The 24,163-nt window shown below is 69.4% G+C and carries 24 protein-coding genes; 14 read left to right on the plus strand and 10 right to left on the minus strand.

Translation table 11 applies throughout. From position 1 onward, the window contains the following. Positions 1 to 583: 583 nt before the first annotated feature. A complete protein-coding gene (locus tag VS93_RS03215; protein ID WP_046468557.1) occupies positions 584 to 1,591 on the plus strand; it encodes a heme o synthase in 1,008 nt (335 codons plus the stop codon). A gap of 69 nt (positions 1,592 to 1,660) precedes the next feature. Here VS93_RS03215 and VS93_RS03220 read toward each other — a convergent pair whose 3' ends face one another. Then, the gene (locus tag VS93_RS03220; RefSeq protein WP_046468508.1) at positions 1,661 to 2,080 is read right to left on the minus strand and encodes a hypothetical protein; all 420 of its coding nucleotides are present in this window, start codon (positions 2,078 to 2,080) and stop codon (positions 1,661 to 1,663) included. 242 nt (positions 2,081 to 2,322) lie between these two features. On the opposite strand from VS93_RS03220, the gene VS93_RS03225 reads away from it, so the two are divergent. Next, entirely contained in the window at positions 2,323 to 3,645 is a 1,323-nt protein-coding gene (locus VS93_RS03225) for a PrsW family intramembrane metalloprotease (protein WP_046468558.1), read from the plus strand. Here the strand turns inward: VS93_RS03225 and VS93_RS03230 are convergent. Beyond that, a complete protein-coding gene (locus VS93_RS03230; protein ID WP_046468509.1) occupies positions 3,551 to 4,651 on the minus strand; it encodes a COX15/CtaA family protein in 1,101 nt (366 codons plus the stop codon). The two genes, VS93_RS03225 and VS93_RS03230, sit on opposite strands and share 95 nt — an antisense overlap. A gap of 164 nt (positions 4,652 to 4,815) precedes the next feature. Here VS93_RS03230 and VS93_RS30950 point away from each other — a divergent pair, with 164 nt between their 5' ends. Together VS93_RS30950 and VS93_RS30955 are read left to right on the plus strand one after the other, a co-directional pair. Continuing rightward, positions 4,816 to 4,992: a hypothetical protein gene (locus tag VS93_RS30950; RefSeq protein ID WP_236700311.1), complete on the plus strand. Its 177-nt coding sequence runs from the start codon at positions 4,816 to 4,818 to the stop codon at positions 4,990 to 4,992. A gap of 38 nt (positions 4,993 to 5,030) precedes the next feature. After that, complete coding sequence (locus VS93_RS30955; protein ID WP_236700312.1) at positions 5,031 to 5,297, plus strand: hypothetical protein; 267 nt, start codon at positions 5,031 to 5,033, stop codon at positions 5,295 to 5,297. Positions 5,298 to 5,359: 62 nt separating this feature from the next. On the opposite strand, the gene VS93_RS03240 is transcribed toward VS93_RS30955, so the two are convergent. Then, positions 5,360 to 6,292: an EamA family transporter gene (locus tag VS93_RS03240; protein ID WP_046468559.1), complete on the minus strand. Its 933-nt coding sequence runs from the start codon at positions 6,290 to 6,292 to the stop codon at positions 5,360 to 5,362. Positions 6,293 to 6,455: 163 nt separating this feature from the next. Between VS93_RS03240 and VS93_RS03245 the strand changes: the two genes are divergently transcribed. Then, entirely contained in the window at positions 6,456 to 7,676 is a 1,221-nt protein-coding gene (locus VS93_RS03245; RefSeq protein ID WP_046468510.1) for an arginine deiminase, read from the plus strand. A gap of 143 nt (positions 7,677 to 7,819) precedes the next feature. Here VS93_RS03245 and VS93_RS03250 read toward each other — a convergent pair whose 3' ends face one another. From VS93_RS03250 to VS93_RS03260, 3 genes are all read right to left on the minus strand, one after another. After that, the gene (locus tag VS93_RS03250; protein WP_082126582.1) at positions 7,820 to 8,227 is read right to left on the minus strand and encodes an NUDIX domain-containing protein; all 408 of its coding nucleotides are present in this window, start codon (positions 8,225 to 8,227) and stop codon (positions 7,820 to 7,822) included. Between the two features lie 122 nt (positions 8,228 to 8,349). Continuing rightward, a complete protein-coding gene (locus VS93_RS03255) occupies positions 8,350 to 9,153 on the minus strand; it encodes an ABC transporter permease (protein WP_046468512.1) in 804 nt (267 codons plus the stop codon). Further along, complete coding sequence (locus VS93_RS03260; protein WP_046468513.1) at positions 9,150 to 10,091, minus strand: ABC transporter ATP-binding protein; 942 nt, start codon at positions 10,089 to 10,091, stop codon at positions 9,150 to 9,152. Before VS93_RS03260 ends, VS93_RS03255 begins: the two co-directional genes overlap by 4 nt. Positions 10,092 to 10,432: 341 nt before the next feature. Between VS93_RS03260 and VS93_RS03265 the strand changes: the two genes are divergently transcribed. From VS93_RS03265 to VS93_RS03300, 8 genes are read left to right on the plus strand one after another with little or no spacing between them, the layout of a single operon-like run. After that, positions 10,433 to 11,215, plus strand: a complete 783-nt coding sequence (locus VS93_RS03265) for a helix-turn-helix transcriptional regulator (RefSeq protein ID WP_046468560.1) — start codon at positions 10,433 to 10,435, stop codon at positions 11,213 to 11,215. A gap of 19 nt (positions 11,216 to 11,234) precedes the next feature. After that, entirely contained in the window at positions 11,235 to 12,647 is a 1,413-nt protein-coding gene (sufB, locus tag VS93_RS03270; protein WP_046468514.1) for a Fe-S cluster assembly protein SufB, read from the plus strand. A 2-nt stretch (positions 12,648 to 12,649) separates the two neighbouring features. After that, positions 12,650 to 13,810: a Fe-S cluster assembly protein SufD gene (gene sufD, locus VS93_RS03275; protein ID WP_046468515.1), complete on the plus strand. Its 1,161-nt coding sequence runs from the start codon at positions 12,650 to 12,652 to the stop codon at positions 13,808 to 13,810. Then, complete coding sequence (locus VS93_RS03280; RefSeq protein WP_046468516.1) at positions 13,803 to 14,132, plus strand: non-heme iron oxygenase ferredoxin subunit; 330 nt, start codon at positions 13,803 to 13,805, stop codon at positions 14,130 to 14,132. Before sufD ends, VS93_RS03280 begins: the two co-directional genes overlap by 8 nt. Before the next feature lie 13 nt (positions 14,133 to 14,145). Beyond that, positions 14,146 to 14,907, plus strand: a complete 762-nt coding sequence (sufC, locus tag VS93_RS03285; protein ID WP_046468517.1) for a Fe-S cluster assembly ATPase SufC — start codon at positions 14,146 to 14,148, stop codon at positions 14,905 to 14,907. Positions 14,908 to 14,909: 2 nt separating this feature from the next. Next, positions 14,910 to 16,199, plus strand: a complete 1,290-nt coding sequence (locus tag VS93_RS03290; protein ID WP_046468518.1) for a cysteine desulfurase — start codon at positions 14,910 to 14,912, stop codon at positions 16,197 to 16,199. Positions 16,200 to 16,220: 21 nt separating this feature from the next. Continuing rightward, the gene (sufU, locus tag VS93_RS03295) at positions 16,221 to 16,724 is read left to right on the plus strand and encodes a Fe-S cluster assembly sulfur transfer protein SufU (RefSeq protein ID WP_046468519.1); all 504 of its coding nucleotides are present in this window, start codon (positions 16,221 to 16,223) and stop codon (positions 16,722 to 16,724) included. Beyond that, a complete protein-coding gene (locus VS93_RS03300; RefSeq protein WP_046468520.1) occupies positions 16,721 to 17,074 on the plus strand; it encodes a metal-sulfur cluster assembly factor in 354 nt (117 codons plus the stop codon). The genes sufU and VS93_RS03300 overlap by 4 nt, the downstream gene beginning before the upstream one ends. 79 nt (positions 17,075 to 17,153) lie before the next feature. On the opposite strand, the gene VS93_RS03305 is transcribed toward VS93_RS03300, so the two are convergent. After that, positions 17,154 to 19,319: a hypothetical protein gene (locus VS93_RS03305; RefSeq protein WP_046468521.1), complete on the minus strand. Its 2,166-nt coding sequence runs from the start codon at positions 19,317 to 19,319 to the stop codon at positions 17,154 to 17,156. Between the two features lie 417 nt (positions 19,320 to 19,736). Then, complete coding sequence (locus VS93_RS03310; protein WP_236700313.1) at positions 19,737 to 20,192, minus strand: SseB family protein; 456 nt, start codon at positions 20,190 to 20,192, stop codon at positions 19,737 to 19,739. Positions 20,193 to 20,415: 223 nt separating this feature from the next. Between VS93_RS03310 and VS93_RS03315 the strand changes: the two genes are divergently transcribed. Further along, the gene (locus tag VS93_RS03315; protein WP_394298785.1) at positions 20,416 to 21,285 is read left to right on the plus strand and encodes an SGNH/GDSL hydrolase family protein; all 870 of its coding nucleotides are present in this window, start codon (positions 20,416 to 20,418) and stop codon (positions 21,283 to 21,285) included. Between the two features lie 28 nt (positions 21,286 to 21,313). On the opposite strand, the gene VS93_RS03320 is transcribed toward VS93_RS03315, so the two are convergent. Then, the gene (locus tag VS93_RS03320; RefSeq protein WP_236700314.1) at positions 21,314 to 22,489 is read right to left on the minus strand and encodes an EAL domain-containing protein; all 1,176 of its coding nucleotides are present in this window, start codon (positions 22,487 to 22,489) and stop codon (positions 21,314 to 21,316) included. A gap of 163 nt (positions 22,490 to 22,652) precedes the next feature. Next, the gene (locus VS93_RS03325; protein ID WP_046468522.1) at positions 22,653 to 24,083 is read right to left on the minus strand and encodes an acyl-CoA carboxylase subunit beta; all 1,431 of its coding nucleotides are present in this window, start codon (positions 24,081 to 24,083) and stop codon (positions 22,653 to 22,655) included. Between the last annotated feature and the right edge of the window lie 80 nt (positions 24,084 to 24,163).

Genomic DNA, 24,163 nt, shown 5'->3' on the forward strand with positions numbered 1-24,163 from the left:
CACCACGGGCATCCGTGCCGGGTAATGCGAGGCTATCCATGGTTGGGCCGGCCTGCCAGAGTGATCCACACGCAGGAGGCGATCGCCGTGGGACCGGCTGGCGCATGGCCGTTCCGCGGGCCGGAGGGCCGCCCAGGGAAAACGACAAGTGCGGCCAAGTGCGAGCCTATCGCTCACCTTGTTGTGGCCACCATGTCTCTTGGCCGCCTGCGGGACGAGCCGGCGGGCGGGATGCCGGCCGCAGAGGCTCCACCGCTCCGCGTGGCAGCGGCCCCGCGGGCCGCCCGCCGCGGTGGGTGTCCCCGTCCCGGTAGGCTGCGCTGCGGCGTGCGCGGGTGCGGCCCCCGGTCAACCGGGCCCTGATGTAAGTACTACAGTATGTCGTTGACGGGATTATGCGCGTTCCCGATGTGGCGTCAGGAGCAGCCGCGTTCCCGATGTGGCGAGCAGTGAAGATTCCCGACTCTTTGAGGTTCAGCGTGTCTGTGTCCGTAGTGCGGATGTTCCCCGCCGTGCGATCCGGGCCGTGCGGCCGCCCCGTGAACGGGCCATGGCGGTTCCGGCCGTGGATGCGGCGGTCCTGATGGCATTGCTGAACGGAGCCGAGCAGGGACCGCCCAACCCGCGAGCCGATGGTGCCGATGGTGAGGCGCGGTCGGCCGGTGCACGGCCGGGAAGCGCCGGAGACGCCCCGTCCGTGCGCGCCTACCTGCGCGCCTATGTCGCGCTGTCCAAGCCCCGCGTCATCGAGCTGCTGCTCATCACCACGATTCCGGTGATGTTCGTGGCCGCCGGCGGTGTTCCCCCGCTGTGGACCGCGGTCGCCACCCTGGTCTTCGGCACCATGTCGGCGGCCAGCGCCAATGCGATCAACTGCTACCTCGACCGCGACATCGACCAGGAGATGCGGCGCACCCGCCGCCGCCCGGTCGCCATGGACCAGGTCACTCCGCGCGGTGCGATGCTCTACGGGCTCGTGCTGGCCACGGGGTCGACGGCCGGGTTCGCGCTGTTCGTGAACTGGTTGTCGGCCGCGCTGTCGTTGTTCGCGATCCTCTTCTACATCTTCGTCTACACGATGCTGCTCAAGCGGCGCACGGCGCAGAACGTCGTGTGGGGCGGGATCGCCGGATGCATGCCCGTGCTGATCGGCTGGGCGGCCATCACCGACCGGCTGGACTGGGCGCCGTTCATCCTGTTCCTCGTCGTGTTCTTCTGGACTCCGCCGCACACGTGGGCGCTGGCGATGCGCTACCGGGAGGACTACGCGGCCGCTAAGGTCCCGATGCTCCCGGTTGTGGCGGGGGAGCGCCGGGTGCTGCTGGAGTGCGTGCTGTACAGCTGGGCGACCGTCGCGGTGTCGGTGTTCCTCTGGCCGGTGGCCGGGACCACGCTCTTCTATCCGGCGGTGGCCCTCGCCCTGGGCGCGGTCCTGCTGGTGCAGGCGCACCGGCTGCTCCACCGGGTGCGGTCGGGCCTCTCGGGTGCCCAGCTCAGGACGATGGGTTTCTTCCACCTGTCCAACGCCTACCTGGCGCTGCTCTTCGCGGCCGTCACCATCGACCCCCTGCTCGCCGGAGTCATCGGCTGATCGGTCGCTTCACGGCCCGGGCCGCGGCCACCATGGCGGTGTGCCCCAGTGGCCAGGGACACGCCTGCGTCAGCGCACGGTTCGGTGGGCCGAGGAGGTCCAGCTCCAGACGAACACCCACGTGACCAGCACCACGAGGGTCATTCCCATGACGACGTGCAGGTCGAGCACGCCGTGGCTGCCGAGGTAGGCCTGCAGGAAACCGAGTGCGAACGCGAGCGTGCTCAGCATCAGGGGCAGAACGGAGCCCCGGCCGGGCCGCCAGAACAGCGTCGCGGCCACGAGCTGGAAGCCTGCGACAGCGTGCAGCATGATCGCGCCCTTGGAGTGCAGCGGCAGGATGTCGCTGGCCCCCGCGATGAGCTGGCCGGCGGTGCCGAATTCGAACACCACCAGAGCCGCGTGTATGAGCACGGCCGCGCGCAGGACCCACAGATAGGGCGTCGAGGTCTCGGTCGGAGCTGGTGCGGCGACGTCTTTCTGGATCATGAGGAGATTCTCTCCAAGCTTTGGCCGTGCTCGACGAGGTGGAGCACGGTTCTTACTCGACTCAAAGGTGGAAACGGAGCGGGCCGGTGTCCGGTTCACGGTTCCGAGGAGTGCGCACCAGCTGGCCCCGCTTTTCCGCATCGGGATCCGGGGCAGAGGTCCGCCCGGAGGGCGCGGCGGGTCCGTTGCCCGGACCGAACGCGCTTCGGCGGCAGGACGCCGAAGCGCTACGATCGGAGATCATGCCCGCACTTGACACCAAAGCGATTCTGCAGGGGCATAAGCCCGGTTACCGATCCACCGCGATAGGTGCCGGTATCGCCGTCTGCGTCCTCTGCGCGCTGGGAATACTCGGCTACCTCCTGTGGGCCGGGCTGGACACCGGCGGGGTCGCGGGCGGATTCGGCTTCCTGCTCAGCGTGGTGGCGGCGACCATTCCCGTCGCCATCGTGATCCCGCTGATCCTACTGCTGGACCGGTTGGAGCCCGAACCGGGGTCGATGCTGGTCTTCGCCTTCGTCTGGGGAGCGGGCGTCGCGGTGGTGCTGTCGCTGCTGCTGAACACCGTAGGCATGGAGCTCTACGCCGTGCCCGTGTTCGGGCCGGACGTCGGTGTCGTGTTCAGCACGGCCGTGATAGCGCCGGTGGTGGAGGAGAGCGCCAAAGGGCTTGTCCTGCTCATCCTGCTTTGGCGGCGCCGCCAGGAGATCGACGACTACACCGATGGTGTGATCTATGCGGCCATGGTGGCCATCGGGTTCGCGTTCTCCGAGAACGTCCTGTACTTCCTGAGCTCGTTCTTCGAGCAAGGGCTGTTCGGTCTGGCCTTCACGTTCGTGCTGCGCGGGCTGATCGCGCCGTTCGGCCACCCCCTCTACACGGCCATGATCGGCATCGGCGTCGCCTACGCGGCCATCAACCGCGGGAAGCCGCGGTTGCTCGCCCCGGTCGCCGGGTGGGTGGGGGCTGTGCTGCTGCACGCGATCTGGAACGGGTCCGTGATCTTCGGCTGGCTCGGCCTGGGGGTCGCCTACCTGCTGCTCTTCTTCGTGCTCATCGCGATCATCGTCATCGCGGTGCAGGATCGGCGCCGCCAGGTCGGCGCGATCGCCTCTTACCTGCCGCCCTACATCCCCACCGGGCTGGTGACCCCGGCCGACATCCGGATGCTCAGCTCGATGGACGGCCGCCGTGCGGCACGGGGGTGGGCGCAGCGCAACGCCGGCCAGCGCGGCAGGCGGGCCATGAAGGACTACCAGTTGGCCGCCACCGAACTGGCGCTACTGCACCAGCGCCAGGCTCGGGGAGTGGCGCGGCCGGGCTTCGACGAGCGGCGCGACGCGCTCCTGGCTCTCATGCACGTCGCGCGTGATGCCTTCCTGGGGCGGACGGCGGAGCCCATGCCCCCGGTATGGGCCCCGAGGGCGACCGACTCCGGTTTCCTGAGGCGTTCCGAGTTCGCGCACGTCATCACACAGGCCCGGGCCGCAGGCGAGGTTCAGGGGCCGAAGGGGAGCGGGGAGCGGCCTCCACAGGGCCCGCAGGGCTGGGAGCAGGGCCGGTGACGGCGACGCGTTCCGCGGTGGCGAAGTACAGCCGGGCGATGGCGATCCAGGTAAGGGCCGATCCCAGGACGTGCAGCACCACGAGCCCTTCGGGAACGCCGAGGATGTACTGGGTGTAGCCGATGATCCCCTGCCCGAGGAGCGCGGCCAGAACCAGCCACGCCTGGAGTCGGACTGGGCGGGGCGCGCGGGCGCGCGTGAGCAGCACGGTCAGGGCGACCGCGAGGATGAGGACGCTCCAGGCCAGCCAGGCGTGCGTCCGCGCCACCGCGACCATGTCGAACCCCCAGCGGGGGGCGCCGGGGTCGCCGCCGTGCGGGCCGTTGCCGGTGACGACGGTCCCCGCGACCAGCACCAGGAATCCGAGGACGGCCAGCGTCGCGGCGAGCCTACGGGCGAGGGGACTCACAGTGAGCCGCAGCTCGCCCCGGGGCTCGCGGCAGCGCACGTAGAACGCCACGGTGAGGAAGACCACGAGCATCGAGAGCAGGAAGTGCGAGGCCACCGACGCCGGGTGCAGCTCGCTCCAGACGGTGATACCGCCGACCACGGCCTGCCCGAGGACCCCCGCTGGGACCAGGGCGGCCATGACCATCAGGTCGCGGCGGCGCGGGCGCAGCCGCAGCACGGCGATGAGCACGATGACGCCCACGGCCAGGACCAGGAACGTCAGGGTCCGGTTGCCGAACTCGATCGCGGCCTGCAGTGCGGTGTGCCCGGTGTCGACCGGGACGAAGCTGTCGGGTGTGCACCTGGGCCACTCCGAGCAGCCCAGCCCCGAGGCGGTGACCCGCACGGTGGCGCCGCTCACCGCGATGCCGGCGTTGACGACGATGTTCCCCAGGGCCCACCAGCGCAGTGAGTTCGTCGTCGGTTCCCAGGCCGTCCTCGCCAGCAGGACGAGAGCCAGGACCCCGACCGCGGAGAACGCGACCTGCCACGCCCATAGCGGCAGGTTGAGAAACACGATGTCGCCTGCGGCGAGCACAGGTGGGGAACCGGTCATACGACGAACTGTAGTAGAGGTCGCTCCGCCCCTTGAACTGCGGTGCCGGTTCGCGGTACGGGGCCGGAGTAGTCAAATGAGCAGGACCTCGTGACAGGGGCGTCGCGGCAGGGTTAGATGGGGCGACGTTCCGTAACCGTTCGACAACCCCTCGGGATCGCCCCATGACCGTGTACGTGTGTTCCCTCATCGTCGACGAGACCCAGACCATCCCCGGCGACGGCGAGTACCACCTTCTCCGCTTCCCCTATGGTTCCGAGAGCTACGACGGGCACGACATGCACCCCAGCGAGCAGCCCGACGGTGAGCGCTCCGAATACCCCGACGAGCGGTCCGGCTGATCTGGCCCGCCGCCGAAGGGTGGGGCACCCTGAGCGCGATGATCCACTGGGAGGAGGGGGACTACACCGAGGTCCGCGACCAGTACGCGCGCGACCCGCTGGACCTCGCGGACGGTATCGACACCACGTGCACAGAGGACCATGCGGCGAACCCGGGCGGCCAGTTTCTGGCCAAGAACCACGAGATCTTCGTGTCCCCCGGAACACCGCTGGGACTGCGGGTGCGCCACAACGGTGAGGGGGAGGCCCGTGTCGTGCACGCCCAGTTCAAACTCGCCATCCAGAGTGACGTGGCCGAGTCGTGACCGGCCGCTCCGGCCCGCCGCGCCGCACGCCGGCGGATCGGGGCACGGAAACCGGCCGGGCGTCAGCCGCCGTCGCGCTCGGACCCCGCCGTGCCGCCGCCGGCCTGCTCCCCTTTTTCCGGGCGCCGCTGAGCCCGGGTCGCGCCGGCGCTGGCGATGATGACGCAGGCCACTGCGAGCCACTGCGAGGCCGACAGGAACTCGGCGAGCAGCGCCATCCCCACCAGGGCGGCCGCGGCCGGCTGCAGGCTCATCAGGATCCCGAACACCCGCGGCGGCATCCGCCGCAGCGCCTGCATCTCCAGCGAGTAGGGCACCACCGAGGACATCAGACCCACGAGCAGGCCGAAAAGCAGCAACTTCGGCTCCAGCAGCGCCGGACCGCCCTGCGCCACCGCGGCCGGGCCGATGAACAGGACGCCGACCACGCTGGCGATGGCCAGCCCCGAGGTCCCGGAGAAGCGCTGTCCCGTGGCGGCGCTGAGCAGGATATAGCCGGCCCACGCCGTCGCCGCGAGCAGCGCGAAGCCGATTCCGACCGGGTCGAGGGCCACGTCCCCACGGCCGAGCAGCAGCACGCCCAGTCCGGCGAGGGCCACCCATGCCAGGTCCAGTACGCGCCGCGAGCCGGCCACGGCCACCGCGAGCGGCCCAAGAAACTCGATCGTCACCGCGATCCCGAGCGGTATGCGCGCGAACGACTCGTAGATCGCGAGGTTCATGGTGGCCAGGGCCAGGCCGAAGCCGACGACCACCAGCCAGTCGGCGCGGCTCCTGCCACGGACGGTCGGCCGGACGAGCAGGAGCAGGACGGCGGCGGAGGTCAGCAGGCGCAGCCATACCACGGCGCTGGGCGGCAGCACCGCGAAGAGGTTCTTCGCCACCCCGGCGCCGGCCTGGACGGAGAGGATCCCGATGAGGACGAGCCCGGCGGGCGGAATGGAGTCGCCGGCGGTGCGGACCAGGGCGGCGCCGCCGGCGACCCGCGACCGCAGGGGCACATGGGGGGAGCTGGCCAGAGGAGTCGCACTCACAGCCGACCATCCTATGTCTCCCGTGGTGGTACGGCCCGGTCCCGAAGGCCGCCGGGCCGGTTCCGGCGGGGATTCGCGGGGAATGCTCCGGGAAGTCCGAAACCGCGCGAGGAGCCGGGGAAGCATGGGATTTTCGGTGACGTCCGAGGTAGGCCGACTGCGCCAGGTCATCGTGCACCGCCCGGATCTGGAGCTCAAGCGACTCACCCCGTCCAACAACGACGAACTGCTCTTCGACGACGTCCTGTGGGCGAAACGCGCCCGGGAGGAGCACGACGCCTTCGCCGAGCAGCTGCGCGACCGCGGGGTCCGGGTACACCTCTTCCACGAGCTGCTCCAGGACGTGCTGGAGATTCCCGAAGCCAAGGCCTACATCCTGGACAACCTGCTGGACGAGCGGTTCTACGGGCCGATGGCGATCGACTCCATCCGCAGCGCCTTCGAGGCGATGGCGGACGACACGCTGCGCCGGTTCCTCATCGGCGGGATCACCAAGCGGGAACTGCTGGAGCGGATGGAGGAACCCAGGTCGGTCTGGTTCCACACGCTCGGCATGGACGACTTCGTGCTCTCGCCGCTTCCCAACCACATCTTCACCCGCGACACCTCCTGCTGGCTGTACAACGGGGTGTCGATCAACCCCATGCGCAAGAAGGCGCGCCGCCGGGAGACCATCCACTACGAGGCCGTCTACCGCTGGCACCCGCTGTTCGCCAGCGCGGACTTCGAGGTGTGGAACCCCGGCCGGGCCTGGGCGCCGGCGACCATCGAGGGCGGCGACGTCATGCCCATCGGCAACAGGTCGGTGCTGGTGGGGCTGAGCGAACGGACCCGGCCCCAGGCGGTCGAGCTGCTGGCGCGCGAGCTGTTCGCCCGCGGCGGCGCCGACCGCATCCTCGGCCTCTGGATGCCCAAGGCCCGCTCGGTCATGCACCTCGACACCGTGATGACCAACGTGGACTACGGCGTGTTCACCAAGTACGCGGGGCTTGGCATGCTCCCGTCCTACACGATCGAGCCGGGCGACAACGAGAAGGAGCTCAAGGTCACCGATCATCGGCCGGAGGACATGCACCGGGCCATCGCGCTGGCCGCCGGACTCGACGACATCAAGGTGCTCACTCCCACCCAGGACGTGTTCTCCACGGAGCGCGAGCAGTGGGACGATGGATGCAACGTCTTTGCGGTGGAGCCCGGCGTGGTGATCGCCTACGAGCGCAACATGACCTCCAACACCTGCCTGCGCGAGAACGGCATCGAGGTCGTCACCGTCAGCGGCAGTGAGCTCGGTCGGGGGCGAGGCGGTCCGCACTGCATGACCTGCCCGGTGGAGCGGGACGACTAGGCGTTCCGTCCAAACGTCGTTCTCGGCGGCACCTGCACGCTTACCCGCACTGGCGTACGCCCCGCCTCGCCGCGAACGCCACCGCGGAGGGGGCCGATCCGCGCCGAGAGCCGTCCGGGCAGCCGCCGCGAGCCCACGTCCGCTCACCCCAGGCGCGCCTCTGCGAGCGCGCGTAACGAGATGCGCGTCGCCGCGCCGTCCGGATCCCGGAGGTGTTCCCCGGCCTGCGCCCCCGGGACGACCCGGCGGTGCGCGATTTCGAATCGCGGCTCCCAAGGCTCCATTTCGACCTCGGCCCGCCAGTAGGACCGAACAAGTACCAGGCCCTCTTCGTGCCCCTCAACGCACTCGCCGCGGGCGAAACCGAGTAGCCGGGCGCTGACCACGTGAACGCACGCCTCTTCCCGCATCTCCCGGTGGAGCGTCTCCTCGATGCTCTCGTTCCCTTCAGGCCGACCGGTCGGAAAACCCCAGTGAACGCCGTCGTGGCTGACCAGAACGAGCTGGTCGGCCCCGGCCACGCAGACCCCGGCGGCTCGACTCCGGAACACTTTAAAGGGCGCGCTGTGGCCGCGCCATGGGTCACGTGATGGTCAGCGGCGGGTCCGGCCAAGGGGGGCGGTGCTGACGCCGCGGCCCGTGTCTCCCCTGCCGGGGGCCGATGGCCGCGGGCTTACTCCCACCGGAAGAAACGGCTGGCGAGGGCCGCGCCGGCGGCGGTCCAGACCGCGAGGACCAGCAGGGGGAGAAGCGGTGGGGCGGCTCCCTCGGCCAGTACGGCTCTGAGGCCGGTGGCGAGAGCGGTGATGGGCAGCGCCTCCAGTACCGGCTGCAGGAAGGCGGGGAAGCGGTCCACGGGGAAGATCACACCGCCCAGACCGAGCAGGACGACGTAGATGAGGTTGGCGGCGGCGAGGGCCGCTTCGGCGCGCAGGGTTCCGGCCAGCAGCAGGGCGAGCGAGCTGAACGCGGCCGTGGCCAGCAGGACCAGCGTCATGGCGTAGAGGGCGCCGACGCTCCCGGAGGCGGGCGCCCAGCCCAGGGCGAGCGCGACTCCGCAGATCACCGTGATCTGCAGCGCCTGCACCCCGAGCACCGCGAGTGTCTTGGCCGCCAGCAGCCCGAAGCGCGACAGTGGTGTCGCGCCGAGCCGCTTGAGCACCCCGTAGCGGCGTTCGAAGCCGGTGCCGATCGCCTGCCCGGTGAAAGCGGTGGACATGACCGCCAGCGCGATGATGCCGGGGGTCAGGTAGTCCACCGGTGCCGCATCGCCTAAGTCGAGCAGTTCGGTGACGCTGAATCCGACCAGCAGCAGCACCGGGATGACCATGGTGAGCAGCAGTTGCTCACCGTTGCGCAGCAGGACGCGCAGTTCCATGGACGCCTGGGAGGCGACCATGCGCCACAGTGGCGCCGCTCCCGGCGCGGGCGCGAACGTCGCGGTGGAGCGTGCTTTGGGTGTGCTGGGGTCGCTCATGAATCTCGGAGGTCCCGACCGGTGAGTTCGAGGAAGACGTCTTCGAGGGTGCGCCGCTGCACGCGCAGCTCCTCGGGCAGCACGCCGTTGGCCGCGCACCACGTGGTCACGGTGGCCACGAATCCCGGGCCGAGCCCGCCGGGCGCCTCGGTGACGACCACGTACCGGGTGCGCTGCCCGCTGGGGTGGGCCGCCACGTGGCTTGTGGGCGGCAGCGCGGCCAGCAGGCTCTCGGTGTCGAGTTCCGGCTCGGCCTGGAAGCGCAGTTCCTGCTGGGCGTCGGTGAGCTCGCCCGCGCTGCCGTTGGCGACCACCCGGCCGTGGTCGATGATCACCACATGGTCGGCGAGCCGTTCGGCCTCCTCCATGTGGTGGGTGGTGAGTACCACCCCGACGCCCGCGTCGCGCAGCTCTGTGACGAGGTCCCACGTCGCCATGCGCGCCTGCGGGTCGAGGCCCGCGGTCGGTTCGTCGAGGAAGACCAGTTCCGGGCGGCCGATCACGGCGGCGGCCAGGGACAGCCGCTGCTGCTGGCCGCCGGACAGCCGGCGGAACGGCGTGCCGGCCACCGATGTCAGGCCGAGCCGCTGGAGCAGTACCTGCGCCGGAACCGGGTGAGCGTGGAAAGAGGCCATGAGGCGCAGCCACTCGCCGGCCCGGGCGCTGGTGGGGACGCCTCCGGCCTGCAGCATCACGCCGACCTTCGGCTTGAGCGTGGCGGAGTCGGCGTCGGGGTCGAGCCCCAGTATCCGGACGCGTCCGGAGTCGGCGCGGCGGAATCCCTCGCAGATTTCGATCGTGCTGGTCTTGCCTGCGCCGTTGGGGCCGAGGAGCGCGGTCACCGCGCCGCGCGGTGCGGTGAAGGACAGGCCGGCCACGGCGGTGGTGTCGCCATAGCGCTTGATCAAGTCGGTTACCTCGACCGCGGCGGTGTCCATGATTAAAGAGTGTAGGGCGGGCTCGCGGGACCCTGTACTGGGTGGTGGGCGCCACTGATCATGGGGCGCGGGGAACGGGGCCGTGTCGTCACCCTGGGACCTGTTGGGCGCGCTGCCGCTCTCCGCGGCGCCCGGAACGGAAGCGCTGATCTGTCCCGGAATACGAGACTCCCCTCTTAGAGTTTGGGATATAAGGGGGTGTTGCGCCGCGTTTCCCGACCCGGTCCGAAGGGAATCGGCGATGAGTTCCCTGTAAGGAAAGCCTTGCCTGGGTGACCCACGACATGCGTCGCGGTTTGCCAGGGGGGACTGAATTACGTCACACTGATGTTGTGAAAAAGGTGAGCGGTCGACAGCGAGCAGCGGGGGACGCCTCATCGGGCGTGGCCCGGGTGCCCGCGGGTCCCGAGCGCGGCGCCGAGAACGGCACCAGGGCGCACGTGGCCAGGCTCATCCTGGAACACGGTCCGATCACCGCGTCCACGCTGGGGGAACGGCTCGGACTCACGCCGGCGGCCATCCGCCGCCATCTTGACAACTTGATGCACGAGGGCATGGTCGAGGCGCGCGACGCCCGGCCGCACGGGCGCCGCGGCCGGGGCCGTCCAGCTCGCGTCTTCGCCATCACCGAGGCCGGCCGGGACGCCTTCGTCCACGGATACGATGACCTCGCCTCAAGCGCCATGCGCTTCCTCGCCGAGAAGGCCGGGCCCGAGGCGGTCACCGAGTTCGCGCGGCGCCAGGTGGCCGACCTCGAACGTCGGTACCGCCCGCTCCTTGAGCAGGTCCGGCCCCAGCAGCGGGTCCGGCTGCTCGCCGAGGCGCTTTCCAGTGACGGCTACGCGGCGTCGGCGGGGGAGGCACCGGCGCCGGGCGGCGGTGAGCAGCTCTGCCAGCACCACTGCCCGGTCGCGCACGTCGCCGCCGAGTTCCCGGAACTGTGCGAGGCCGAGGTCGAAGTGTTCGGGCGGCTGCTGGGAACCCCGGTCCGGCGGCTCGCGACCATCGCCCACGGCGACGGCGTGTGCACCACACACGTCACTCCCCGCGACATCAACACCGATGAGATGAAGACCTGCCAGAGCCCAGGCGACGGCGGGCAACGCCATACAGAGGACGTCTGAGTCCAGGAGGATCCGCGTAATGACGTCTATCGCGCACCCCGAGCTCGAAGGGCTCGGTACATATGAGTACGGCTGGGCCGACTCCGACGAGGCCGGAGCCTCTGCTCGGCGAGGCCTGAGCGAGGAGGTCGTCCGCGACATCTCCGGCAAGAAGGACGAGCCGGAGTGGATGCAGAAGCGGCGCCTCAAGGCGCTGAGGCTCTTCGAGAAGAAGCCGATTCCCGACTGGGGTGCCGACCTCTCCAAGATCGATTTCGAGAACATCAAGTACTTCGTGCGTTCCACGGAGCAGCAGGCCCAGTCCTGGGAGGATCTGCCCGAGGACATCAAGAACACCTACGACAAGCTGGGGATCCCCGAGGCGGAGAAACAGCGTCTGGTCGCCGGTGTCGCCGCGCAGTACGAGTCCGAGGTCGTCTACCACCAGATCCGCGAGGACCTGGAGGAGCAGGGCGTCATCTTCCTCGACACCGATACCGCCCTCAAGGAGCACCCAGAGCTCTTCGAGGAGTACTTCGGCACGGTCATCCCGTCAGGCGACAACAAGTTCGCCGCGCTGAACACGGCGGTGTGGAGCGGCGGCTCCTTCATCTACGTGCCCAAGGGCGTGAACGTCGAGATCCCGCTGCAGGCCTACTTCCGGATCAACACCGAGAACATGGGCCAGTTCGAGCGGACGCTGATCATCGTCGACGAGGGCGCCTACGTCCACTACGTCGAGGGCTGCACCGCGCCGATCTACAAGACCGACTCGCTGCACTCGGCGGTCGTGGAGATCATCGTCAAGAAGAACGCGCGCTGCCGCTACACGACCATCCAGAATTGGTCGAACAACGTCTTCAACCTGGTGACGAAGCGGGCGGTGGCCTACGAGGGCGCCACCATGGAGTGGATCGACGGCAACATCGGATCCCAGGTGACCATGAAGTACCCGGCCGTCTACCTCATGGGCGAGCACGCCAAGGGCGAGACCCTGTCGGTCGCCTTCGCCGGCGAGGGCCAGCACCAGGACGCCGGCTCCAAGATGGTGCACTGCGCGCCCAACACCTCCTCGACCATCATCTCCAAGTCGGTGGCCCGCGGAGGCGGCCGCGCGTCCTACCGGGGGCTGGTCCAGGTCCAGGAGGGCGCCGACCACTCCAAGTCCACGGTGAAGTGCGACGCGCTGCTCATCGACACCATGAGCCGCTCCGACACATATCCCTACAACGACATCCGCGAGGATGACGTCGAGATGGGCCACGAGGCCACCGTCTCCAAGGTCAGCGAGGACCAGCTCTTCTACCTGATGAGCCGGGGCCTGGACGAGGACGAGGCCATGGCCATGATCGTGCGCGGGTTCGTCGAACCCATCGCGCGCGAGCTGCCCATGGAGTACGCGCTGGAACTGAACCGGCTCATCGAGCTGCAGATGGAAGGAGCGGTTGGTTAAGGATGGCCAGCCCGAATATCGGAGTCAAGGAGCACTCCCACGGCGGGGATGTCCCGATCTCCCGACTCGACACCCACGGCTCGTTCGACGTTGACGCCTTCCCGGTGCCGAGCGGGCGCGAGGAGGAGTGGCGTTTCACGCCGCTGCGCCGCATGCGCGGACTGCACGACGGCCGCGACGCCGTCGGCGGTGCCGTCAAGGTCGAGACCCGGGCGCCAGAGGAGGTCGCGGTCGAGACCGTCGCCCGCGACGACGCCCGCCTGGGCACCTCGTTCCTGCCCAGCGACCGCGTCAGCGCTCTGGCCTACTCCGCGTTCACCGAGGCCACGGTGGTCACGGTGCCCAAGGAGGTCCAGGTCTCCGAGCCGGTGTATGTCAAGATCACCGGGGTCGAGGAGGGCGACGCCTACGGCCACGTCCTGGTGCGTGCCGAGAGCCACTCGTCGACGACCCTCGTTCTGGAGTACGGCGGCAGCTCGACCTACTCCGACAACGTCGAGTTCGTCGTCGAGGACGGCGCACAGCTGACCGTGATCAGCCTGCAGGACTGGGACCGCGACGCCGTCCAGGTCTCGCACCAGTACGCCAAGGTCGGCCGCGACGCCCGGTTCAAGAGCTTCATGATCACACTCGGCGGCGACCTGGTCCGGATCTCGCCGAGCGTCCGCTACGTCGGGCGCGGCGGCGACGCCGAGCTGCACGGGCTCTACTTCACCGGCGAGGGGCAGCACCACGAGCATCGTTCGCTGATCGACCACAACGTGTCCAACACCCGCAGCCGCGTCGAGTACAAGGGCGCGCTCAGCGGCGAGGACGCCCACGCGGTGTGGATCGGCGACGTCATCATCGGCGAGGGCACCCAGGGGACCGACTCCTACGAGCACAACCGCAACCTGGTGCTCACCGACGGCACCCGGGTCGACTCGGTCCCGAACCTGGAGATCTTCACCGGCGAGGTCGAGGGCGCCGGGCACGCCAGCGCCAGCGGCCGGCTCGACGACATCCATCTCTTCTACCTCCAGTCGCGCGGGATTCCGACCGACGAGGCCCGCCGCCTGGTGATCCGTGGGTACTTCGCCGAGCTGATCGGACGGATCGAGCTTCCGGATCTGCGCGAGCGGATCATGGACGAGGTCGAGGAGAAGTTGGCCCTGCATGAGTAGCACCGAATTCGTCAAGGTCTGCGCGCTCAGCGACATCCCCGAGGAGGGCGTGCTCGGCGTGGAGATCGACGACACCCCGGTGGCGCTGGTGCGCAGCGAGGGGGAGGTGTTCGCCGTCAGCGACATCTGCTCCCACGCCGAGGTGAACCTGTCCGAGGGCGAGGTCGAGGACGGCACCATCGAGTGCTGGCTGCACGGTTCCTGCTTCGACCTCCGCTCCGGGGCGCCGATCAACCCGCCGGCGACAACGCCGGTACCCACGTACGTTGTGAAGATCGACGGCGACGACGTCCTCGTCTCGCTGAACGAACAGAACTCTTGAGGCTGATACGAAGATGACCAAGTTCGAAATCCGCGGTCTGCGCGCCGACGTCCTCATTGGCGCCGAGCAGCGCGAGGAGATCCTGAAGGGCGTCGACCTCACCATCGACTCGGGCGAAACCCACGCCATCATGGGCCCCAACGGCTCGGGCAAGTCCACGCTGGCCTACGCCGTGGCCGGGCACCCCCGGTACGAGGTCACCGATGGCGAGATCCTGATCGATGGCGAGAACGTCCTGGAGATGAGCGTGGACGAGCGCGCCCGCGCCGGGCTGTTCCTCGCCATGCAGTACCCGGTCGAGGTTCCGGGCGTGTCGATGTCCAACTTCCTGCGCAGCTCCGTCACCGCGGTGCGCGGCGAGGCCCCGAAGCTCCGCACCTTCTCCAAGGAGCTGCAGAGCACCATGAAGGGCTTGGCCATCGACTCCTCCTTCGCCTCCCGCGGCGTCAACGAGGGGTTCTCCGGCGGTGAGAAGAAGCGGCACGAGATCCTCCAGCTGGAACTGCTCAAGCCGAAGATCGCGATCCTCGACGAGACCGACTCCGGCCTGGACGTCGACGCCCTGAAGGTCGTCTCCGAGGGCATCAACCGGGCCAAGACCGAGACCGATGTGGGTGTCATGCTGATCACCCACTACAGCCGGATCCTCAACTACGTGAAGGCGGACTACGTGCACGTTTTCGCCGGCGGCCGTGTCGCCGAGTCCGGCGGCCCGGAGCTGGCCAACGCGCTGGAGTCCGAAGGCTACGAGCGGTTCGTGAAGGCGGGCGCTTAACTGTGACGGAACGCGAGCTCGGGCTGCTCGACGCGGAGAAGCTCCGGGAGGACTTCGAGATCCTGTCCCGGACCGTCCGCGACGGGCGTCCGTTGGTGTATCTCGATTCCGGGGCGACTTCGCAGAAGCCCCGGCAGGTCCTTGACGCCGAGCGTGAATTCTACGAGCGGCACAATGCGGCGGTGCACCGCGGAGCGCACCAGCTCGCGGAGGAGGCCACCGACGGCTACGAGGCCGCGCGGGCCACGATCGCGGCTTTCATCGGAGCACAGGCCAACGAAGTGGTGTTCACCAAGAACACCACCGAGGCGATCAACCTCGTCGCCTATGCCATGAGCAACTCGGCCACAGCGGGGGAGGAGCACGCCCGCTTCCGGATCGGGCCGGGCGACGAGGTCGTCGTCAGCGAGATGGAGCACCACGCCAACCTGGTGCCGTGGCAGGAGCTGTGCCGGCGTACCGGCGCGACCCTGCGTTGGTTCTCCGTGACCGACGAGGGGCGTCTCGACCTGGCGAACCTGGACGAGCTGGTCAACGAGCGCACCAAGATCGTCGCGCTCGCCCACCAGTCGAACGTGCTCGGCACGGTCAACCCGGTCCGGACCGTCATCGCGAAGGCGCACGAGTTCGGTGCGCTGGTGCTGCTCGACGCCGCCCAGTCGGTACCCCATATGCCGGTCGACGTCCGCGAACTCGGCGCCGACTTCCTGGTGTTCTCCGGGCACAAGATGCTCGGGCCCAACGGGATCGGTGTGCTGTGGGGCCGACCGGAGCTGCTGGCGGCGATGCCGCCGTTCATCACGGGCGGTTCCATGATCGGTGTGGTGTACATCGACAGCGCGACCTGGGCCGATCCTCCGCAGCGCTTCGAGGCCGGCGTTCCGATGGCCCCACAGGCCGTGGGGTTGGCGGCGGCGTGCGACTACCTGAGCGCAGTGGGTATGGAGAATGTGCGGGCCTATGAGCACGCGCTCACCGGATACGCGCTCAAGCAGGTCGGAGCGCTGGACGGGGTGCGGATCATCGGTCCGGTGGATGGCGAGGCCCGCGGGGGGACGATCTCCTTCGTCGTGGAGGACATCCACCCGCACGACGTCGGACAGGTCTTGGACGACCAGGGACTGGCGGTGCGCGTCGGGCACCACTGCGCGTGGCCGCTGCATCGCCGCTACAACGTGGTGGCCACCACGAGGGCGTCCCTGTACCTGTACAACACGTTCGCCGATGTGGACGCGCTGGTCGAGGGGATCAAGGCGGCTCAGCGGTTCTTCGGCACCGGTCCCGGTGCGTGAGAAGGGGCGTCAGTTCTAACGATGCGATTGGACGCGATGTACCAGGAGATCATCCTGGACCACTACCGCAACCCGCACAACAAGGGGCTGCGGGAGCCGCATGATGGTGAGGCGCACCACATCAATCCCACCTGCGGTGACGAGGTGACGCTGCGGGTCACGCTCACGCCGTCGCCGGAGAACGCGCTCGACGGCTCGGCCACCGTCAGCGACGTCTCCTACGACAGCATGGGGTGCTCGATCAGCCAGGCCAGCGCATCGGTGCTGACCGACCTGCTGATCGGCAAGACCGTGGACGAGAGCATGCGGGTGCTCGACGAGTTCACCGAGATGATGCACTCGAAGGGCGTGGGCGAACCCGACGAGGACGTCCTGGAGGATGCCGTGGCCTTCGTCGGGGTGTCGAAATACCCTGCCCGTATCAAGTGCGCGCTGCTCGCCTGGATGGCCTGGAAGGACGCGACCGTGCAGTCAATGCAGAGCGAGCCCCGCGGAGGCGGGGACGGACTGGAGGGCGCCTCATGACAGAGAGCAACACCACCCCCGCCACCGGGCCTGAACAGGGCCAGGAAACCCTGGACGAGGAGATCAGCGAAGCGCTCAAGGACGTCATCGACCCCGAGCTCGGGGTGAACGTCGTCGATCTCGGTCTGCTCTACGGTGTCAATGTCGACGGTGACGTCATCACCCTCGACATGACACTCACGAGCGCGGCCTGCCCCTTGACCGACGTCATCGAGGATCAGGCCGGCAGCGCGCTGGAGGAGTTCGAGCGCGAGGTCAAGATCAACTGGGTCTGGATGCCGCCGTGGGGGCCCGACAAGATCACCGAGGACGGCAGGGACCAGCTCCGCATGCTCGGTTTCAACGTCTGATTCCGCCGCGGATCTGCACGAGGAAGGGGCCTCCTGGGAACAGGAGCCCCTTCCTCGTGTCTCCGGTGCGGCCGCGCCGTCAGTGCGTCGCGTACAGACTGGGGCGCAGTTCCTCGATGATGTCGTCGTCTCCCCGTTGGGCGAGAAGTTCCATGAGCGTCTGCGTGGTGACGGGGGAGTCGTTCTCGTCCTCGCGGATACGGTGGCTGATGATCCGCAGAGCCTCCTCGGTCGAAGCGGGGGCGGTGTAGCCGATGAGGTGGAGCGCCTTACTCGTGGGCCCGTAATCGCTGAGGTCGGCGGCGGGAAGCCGGCGGGCGTCGAGGCGGTCGTTCTGGACGGTGATGAACACCCGGTCACCGGGCTGGGCCGAGAGCCGCCGCAGCAACGGGCGCAGCGAGTCAAACGCCGGCTGGTCGCGCCAGACCAGGACCAGCAGGTCCGCTCCGGGAGCGGTGAGGCAGAGCAGACGCCCCGGCTGCAGGCCGAGGTGTGTGGCGTAGCCGGGCGGTACGGTGACCGGTGCCCCGTTGAGGTGGTCGGCGGTGACGTCCACGCGGTGCCACCACCGGCCGTCGGGCGCGCGGAAGCACCGCGCCGATGTGGCGACGCCGGGCACGGGAACCTGCTCCTGGGGTGCCGGCTCCTCCTGGTGGGAATACGCCACGTCCGGGCGGCGCCGGATCGGCAGCCCGTTGGCGGTCGTCGTGCCCGAGGTCTCCGGGGCCAGGTCGGCGTTCCCGCCGTAGGCCGGAACCTGCGCGGGGGTCTCCATCGGAGTCGAGGGGTCGACGAGCACATGGCCGTCGCGGATGGTCACCCCGGGAGTGCTCAGCAGCCACGCGCGAAGCGCCTGCTGCCGGATTCCGAGCCGGCCCAGCCGGATCCCGGCGTCGGTGAGCCCGGGTGCGTCGCCGAGCAGCTCGCGGGTCTTCCAGCGCAGCAGGTGCGGATCGTCGCTGACCAGCCAGCCGTTGTGCAGCCGCCGGTCGGTGAACAGGGTGATGAGGACACGCCATAGCGGTGTGCCCAGGGAGGGGACCTCCACCGGATGGTCCGGGTGCGCGTTGATCAGGTGGTCGATCGTGGCGGCGGCGCCGAGCCGCTCGGACAGCTCGCGCAGGTGCTCGGTGATGGGAGTGCCCGAGGGGGAGCTCAGCCATTGCAGCAACCGCTCCTCGACGCTGCGCTGGGCGTTGCGGATCTCGCCGACGTCCACCCGGAGCTGGTCGGCCAGCACGCGGATACTGACGGGATCGGTGGCGAAGAGCCGCTCGGCGGCGACGGTGCGCTCCAGGTTCTCCCAGCTGCGGAACAACTCCTCCAGCAGGTCGACAAGGGGGTGCTCGCCGAGCTCGGGAGCCGGCGCGGCGGCTTCCTGCTCCGTTGCGCCCTCCGCGCGCGTCTCCTTGGGCCTGCCGAAGGCGGGGCGGCGCAGGGTCCGGTCGGGCCCCATCAACGGGCTCCGGGAGCGTCTTGCGGGCCCGCTGGGATCGGCGGCGGCGCTCTGCTGCCGGCTCTCCGGTGCCGCCTCGGTGTTCGGCGGCTGCTCCTCGTCGCGCTGGGCACGTAGTGCTCTCAGGGTGCGGATGGCCCGGGTCGCCGGACTCTGCGGCGGGTGCTCCTGGGAGGGATCCCCGGCCGCGACAGGGTCAGCGGACCCCGTCGTGTTCGTGGAGTCGGCCCCGGTGGCCGAAGTCAGATAGGCGAGGGCGTTGTGCACGTGCGGCGGGGCCGAGGCCGGCATCCAGTTGGCGACGGTCCGCACCGCCTCGATCATGAGCGCGGGCGAAGGCAGTGGGGCTCCGGTGGTATCGCGGGTGAACGGGTGCACGGCACGCCACATGACGGTGCTTATCACGTCGACGTCGCCGCAGTCGCTGGGAAACCCCCACGCGCGCATGGCAGTGGGAGTGGCGGTGATCAGCCGGTCCCAGTCGCCGGCGGTGGCGAGGATGGCGCCTCGGACCGGCTCGGCGATCTCGTCGAGATCCACCGTCATCTCCTGCAGCGACGGCAGAAACTCGGTGAGCCTGAGGTGCTCCCAGTGCTCGATAGCGAGGCGGGCCAGGGAGTAGGAGAGCCAGGCAGGGCCGGCGATGTCGACGACCCGGGGGAGGGGGAGCGAGCGCCACCAACCGTCGACAAGCCGGGAATGCCGCAATACGGGAGCGACGTCGCCGGGTCTGCTCCAGTGCAGGGCGGGGACGAGGTCGGTGAGGCAGATCGGGGAGACGGCATTCATCTGCTGAGGACCTCGACCTCCTGGCGTGCGGCTCACGAATGAGGATAACCGGGTGGGCAATCGGCTCGGCGCCACCTTACGCGTCTTTGACCGAGACCGGATCCCGGTACGTCGACAGGCATCCGGTATGTCCGGAGCGCGTCGGCGGAGCGCGGCGCCGGCAGGGCCGGTCACTGGGGGAAGCACGCCGATGTCACGACGGTATTGCGGTAAGCGCTTATCGCAGATCGTACGTGCGTGACAGGCTCCTGGATAGTCCCGGCGCGGGAAAAGAACAGCACATGGCGGCAGACCGAGACGGATTCTCCTGCTGGGCGCAGGATGCTCGACCGCCTCGGGTCGGGCGCTCCTGTGACATAGAACACCGCCCGGCCTGGCGGGTTGTGCGGCTCCTGGCCGGCGCCGACGTCGCGTGTGTTATTGGCCGGCCAGGACAGCGACGGTCTCCGGGTAGATGGGCACCCCCGTAGTGTTCCCCGGATTCAACGCCAGTCCCACCCCTTCGGGCAGCGCGCCGGCGAGTTCACGGGTCGCGATGACGGTGAACGGCAACTCCGCGCTGCGCGTACTCAGCTGCGACTCCGAGGTGAACGCCGGGACGAACGTGGATCCCTCCAGCTCCAGAGTGGGCAGGGCGATGGAGCCGTCTTCCTGCGTTCCGGAGCCCTGCGGCAGCGGGACCCACAGGTCGCCGTCGCGCAGTGTGGTGATGAAGGTGGTAACGGCGCCGCTCTCGTCGCCCTCGCTGTCGGGATCCTCCTCGCGGGACTGGGCCAGCGCCAGATCGAGCGCCTCCTCCACCTGGTTGGCGGGAAAGTCCACGTTGTCGTCGGGTGTCGTCTCGTTGCTGGTGCTCATGGTCGGAAGGAACATCTCCTTGGTCTGAGCGGGTTCCGGGCCCGCTTTCGATCGGGTCTCGGCCCGGTGTACCGCTGAGAGTCGGCGGTATGCTTATCAGGCACGCCGTACCCCGCCTTTCCGTTTTGACACATGCTCGTCAACACCGTGAGAGGCGCGTCTGATCCCCCCGCACCCCTGCACTTGCCCGGATCGTGGCGTGTCGCGGATGAGTGGGCAGCCTGCATGATTGGTTGATGTGACTGACCTGGAGATGAATCCCCCTGAAGACGCTCAGGCGGAGAGCCCGGCGGTCATTCGCTCGTATGTGGCGATCGGTGACAGCCTGACCGAGGGTCTTGACGATCTGGGCGCCGCCGGAAAGTACCGCGGCTTCGCCGACCGGCTCGCAGAGCACCTGGGCGCCGCCAAACCCGGGTTTCGCTACGCCAACCTGGCGGTGCGCGGGCGGCGCATGCGGCATATCTTCGGTGAGCAGCTGGAACAGACCCTGGCCTGTGCTCCGGATCTCGTCACCGTACACGCCGGCGGCAACGATGTCCTCCGGCCCAACGCCGACCTCGACGCGCTCGCCGCCGAGTTCGAACGAGGCGTCTTTCTGCTGCGCGAGGCCGGGATCCGGGTCGTGGTCCTCTCCGGCCACGACACCGGGTGGATCCCGGTGCTGCGGGTCTACCGCGGCCGGGTCGCGGTGTTCAGCATGCATCTGCGGGCCGTCGCCGAGCGTACCGGCAGCGACATCGTCGACCTGTGGGCGATGGAGGCCCTGAACGACCCCCGGGCCTGGAGCGTCGATCGGCTGCACTTCAACGCCGACGGGCACCACATCGTGGCCGCGCGGATCGCTGAGATCCTCGGGCACCCCATGGGCCCCCGCGAGATCTGGGCCCGCCCGTGGTCGACTCCGCCCCGGCAACTGCCGCCCATCCTGCGTCGCCGCGAGAACCTGAGATGGGTCCGGCAGTACCTGGTTCCGTGGATCAGCCGCCGCGCCTTGGGGCGCTCCTCCGGTGACGGCCGGCTTCCCAAGCGCCCTGATCTGGTGGAGCTGAGCAGGGAATTCCGCGTCGACGGCCACTTCGGGGCGAACGGGCAGGACCCGGTCTAGCGGTCCGTCGCCGGCCCGCGCGGGATGCTCAGTCGCGGGCGAGACTCCTGATCAGATCGCCGACGTGCACGATGCCGATGCACTGGCCGAACTCATTGACGGCGATCAGATCGTCGTAGATGCGCTCGCTGTCGGTGCCCGCGGTCCGCAGCGCCGCCATCGCGGGCAGCCCGCGCGCGACCGTGCGCGGGGGATCGGCCAGGCGTTCAGCGGGGCGGCGGGCGTGCAGTGCGTGTCCGTAGGGACCGGTGACGGCGAGCAGGAAGCGGGAGCGATCGATCAGGCCGATCGGGCGCTCGCGATGGTCGATCAGCACGACGCTGTTGAGGGCGGGGTCGTTGGTGAACGCCTCAAGGACCTCTTCGGCCGTCGCTTCGGCGGTGACCGCCACGGGCGGACGCATGAACTCCGAGACGCGGGGGCCCGACTCCAGTGCGGGGAGAGCGGAGGCGACCGCGGAACCGGGGACCGGGCCGACCCGGTCGCCGGGCTTCCAGCCGTCATCGGCGAAGAAGGGGCCGTGGGCGAGCCGGATGCCCGCGTCGCGCAGCTTCACCAGTTGCGCCACTGTGGCGACACCTGTCGCCATCGGATAGATCCCGGACCCGCGCCCGATCCGGCTCAGGCCCTCGACGATGGCGAGCCGGCGCTCGTCCGAGGGGATGCCGGAGACGATCCCGGGGTCGATGCGGAACAGGAACGGATCGGCATCCAAGAGCAGGTCCGGGGGGACCGATGCGGTGCCGAACGCGTAGCGGAAGCCCAGTTTCCGGAGTTCGCGGATTCCGCGGACGAGCGATCCGCGAGGGAGGTCGCGCAACTCCGGTCCGAGCATCAGTGTGACGTCGCGCGGGCGCCGACCCGCGCGGCGAAGCTCGTTCTCGAGTAGCCGGAACGTCTCGGGGCCGGCTGTCACCGTGGTGGCGACCAGCGGAAGCACAAGCGGCAGCAGGGGTTCCTCCGCGGTCACCCGGCGGGCCAGTCGGGCCAGCCGTTCGGCCTGCGCCGCGGCGTCGCCGTCGTGCGGACTGTGATCGCGGGCGAGGGTCTCCACCTCGACGGCGAGAACCGCTCCGCCGTCGAGGTCGACGATCGGGCGGAAGAGGAGGCCTTCCCGTGCTGCGCCATCGGGGGTGTCCGACGGCGCGGGGACCTGCCCCTGCGGCGTTCCACCGGAACCGGAGACGAGAGGCTGGGAGGACACGCGGCCTATTATCGTCCGGCGCATCCGGCCGTCACAGGGGATCCGGGTGTGTTCAATCAGTCTTTTTCGATGCGCCAAGAACCATTCACATACGGTTCGCCGAGCCTCGGAACCGGCTGCCGGGGCACCGGGTGCCTCCCATGCGCCCCGAACATACCGGGTGTCACAGCGGGATGTTGCCGTGCGAGCCCCTGGCCGGGGGCACGCTGGAGATAGCCTCCGCCAGTGCGGTGCGCGTCCGATTGGGGTCGATCACCTCGTCGAGGACACCGAGCTCCTGCGCCCGCTCCAGGCCTCCCGCGGCCTCCTCCTGCTCCGCGGCGAGCTTGGCCTCCAAGGCCGGGCGCTCCTCCTCGGGAACGGCGGCCAGCTGCTTGCGCTTCAGGATGCGCACGGCCGCCACCGGTCCCATGACGGCGATCTCCGCGGTCGGCCAGGCGAGCACGCGGGTGGCGCCCAGGGCCCGCGAGTTCATGGCGATGTAGGCGCCGCCGTAGGACTTGCGGGTTACCAGGGTCACCCGGGGCACGGTCGCCTCGGCGAAGGCGTGGAGCAGTTTGGCGCCGCGGCGCACGACCCCTTCCCACTCCTGCCCGACACCAGGCAGGTACCCGGGCACGTCCACGAGCACGACGAGCGGGACGCCGAAGGAGTCGCACATCCGCACGAAACGCGCCGCCTTCTCCGCGGACTTCGACTCCAGGCAGCCCCCCAGCCGCAGGGGGTTGTTCGCGATCACACCAACCGTGCGCCCGCCGAGCCGACCCAGTGCGGTGACGATGTTCGGAGCCCATTTGGCCTGCAGCTCCAGGGAGTCCTCGCCCAAGGGGGAGTCGAGCAGGCCGTTCACCAGCGGCTTGACGTCATAGGCGCGGCGGGCCGACTCCGGCAGGACGTTCCCCAGATCGACGTCGGTGATGTCCCCGGTTCGCATCCGGCCCTGGTGCCCCAGCAGCAGGGCCAGATGGCGGCCCCGGACCATCGCGGCGGTGTCGTCGGGGGCGGTCACGTGCACGACGCCGCTGCGGCGCCCGTGAGCGTCGGCGCCGCCCAGCTCGTCAGCGGTGATCTCCTCACCGGTCACGCTGCGGACGACGTCGGGACCGGTGACGAAGACCTTTCCCCGCTGCGACATCACCACGATGTCGGTGAGCGCCGGACCGTAGGCGGCGCCGCCCGCGGCGGGGCCGAGTACGACCGAGATCTGCGGGACGGCGCCGGAGGCCCGGGTCATCGCGGCGAATACCCGGCCGACGGCGTGCAGGCTCTCCACGCCTTCGGCCAGTCTGGCGCCGCCCGAGTGCCAGAGGCCGATGACGGGCATCCGCTCGCGCACCGCGTACTCGTAGGCGGCCTCGATCGCCGCGCACCCCGCCGTTCCCATGGCGCCCCCCTGAATGCGGGCGTCGTTGGCGAAGGCGACAGCGGGCATTCCGTGCACCCGGCCCACTCCGGCCAGAGCTGCGCTGTCGTCCTCGGCGGTGATGAGGTGCAGAGTCCCGGCGTCGAAGAACACGGAGAGCCGGACGCGCGGGTTGCGGGGGTCCTCGGGCTCGGTGGACGCGTTCGCCACTCGATTGTCGATCACGGTCACGTGAGCCAGCTCCTTACGAAGAAGCGGTCGGTTCCTGCGCGCATGGCGGTCCCCTCCGCTGATGGTCGTGACGGCCCGCA

The sequence above is a fragment of the Allosalinactinospora lopnorensis genome (genome assembly GCF_000981225.1).
Lineage (GTDB): Bacteria > Actinomycetota > Actinomycetes > Streptosporangiales > Streptosporangiaceae > Allosalinactinospora > Allosalinactinospora lopnorensis.

Coding starts and splice junctions, on each gene's coding strand:
- VS93_RS03310 (WP_236700313.1), bottom strand. CDS start 20,192: ATGTTCCTTCCGACCATGAGCACCAGCAACGAGACGACACCCGACGAC.
- VS93_RS03305 (WP_046468521.1), bottom strand. CDS start 19,319: ATGAATGCCGTCTCCCCGATCTGCCTCACCGACCTCGTCCCCGCCCTG.
- VS93_RS03225 (WP_046468558.1), top strand. CDS start 2,323: ATGCCCGCACTTGACACCAAAGCGATTCTGCAGGGGCATAAGCCCGGT.
- sufD (WP_046468515.1), top strand. CDS start 12,650: ATGGCCAGCCCGAATATCGGAGTCAAGGAGCACTCCCACGGCGGGGAT.
- VS93_RS30950 (WP_236700311.1), top strand. CDS start 4,816: ATGACCGTGTACGTGTGTTCCCTCATCGTCGACGAGACCCAGACCATC.
- VS93_RS03260 (WP_046468513.1), bottom strand. CDS start 10,091: ATGGACACCGCCGCGGTCGAGGTAACCGACTTGATCAAGCGCTATGGC.
- VS93_RS03245 (WP_046468510.1), top strand. CDS start 6,456: ATGGGATTTTCGGTGACGTCCGAGGTAGGCCGACTGCGCCAGGTCATC.
- VS93_RS03280 (WP_046468516.1), top strand. CDS start 13,803: ATGAGTAGCACCGAATTCGTCAAGGTCTGCGCGCTCAGCGACATCCCC.
- sufB (WP_046468514.1), top strand. CDS start 11,235: ATGACGTCTATCGCGCACCCCGAGCTCGAAGGGCTCGGTACATATGAG.
- VS93_RS03230 (WP_046468509.1), bottom strand. CDS start 4,651: ATGACCGGTTCCCCACCTGTGCTCGCCGCAGGCGACATCGTGTTTCTC.
- sufC (WP_046468517.1), top strand. CDS start 14,146: ATGACCAAGTTCGAAATCCGCGGTCTGCGCGCCGACGTCCTCATTGGC.
- VS93_RS03215 (WP_046468557.1), top strand. CDS start 584: ATGGCATTGCTGAACGGAGCCGAGCAGGGACCGCCCAACCCGCGAGCC.
- VS93_RS30955 (WP_236700312.1), top strand. CDS start 5,031: ATGATCCACTGGGAGGAGGGGGACTACACCGAGGTCCGCGACCAGTAC.
- VS93_RS03300 (WP_046468520.1), top strand. CDS start 16,721: ATGACAGAGAGCAACACCACCCCCGCCACCGGGCCTGAACAGGGCCAG.
- sufU (WP_046468519.1), top strand. CDS start 16,221: ATGCGATTGGACGCGATGTACCAGGAGATCATCCTGGACCACTACCGC.
- VS93_RS03255 (WP_046468512.1), bottom strand. CDS start 9,153: ATGAGCGACCCCAGCACACCCAAAGCACGCTCCACCGCGACGTTCGCG.
- VS93_RS03220 (WP_046468508.1), bottom strand. CDS start 2,080: ATGATCCAGAAAGACGTCGCCGCACCAGCTCCGACCGAGACCTCGACG.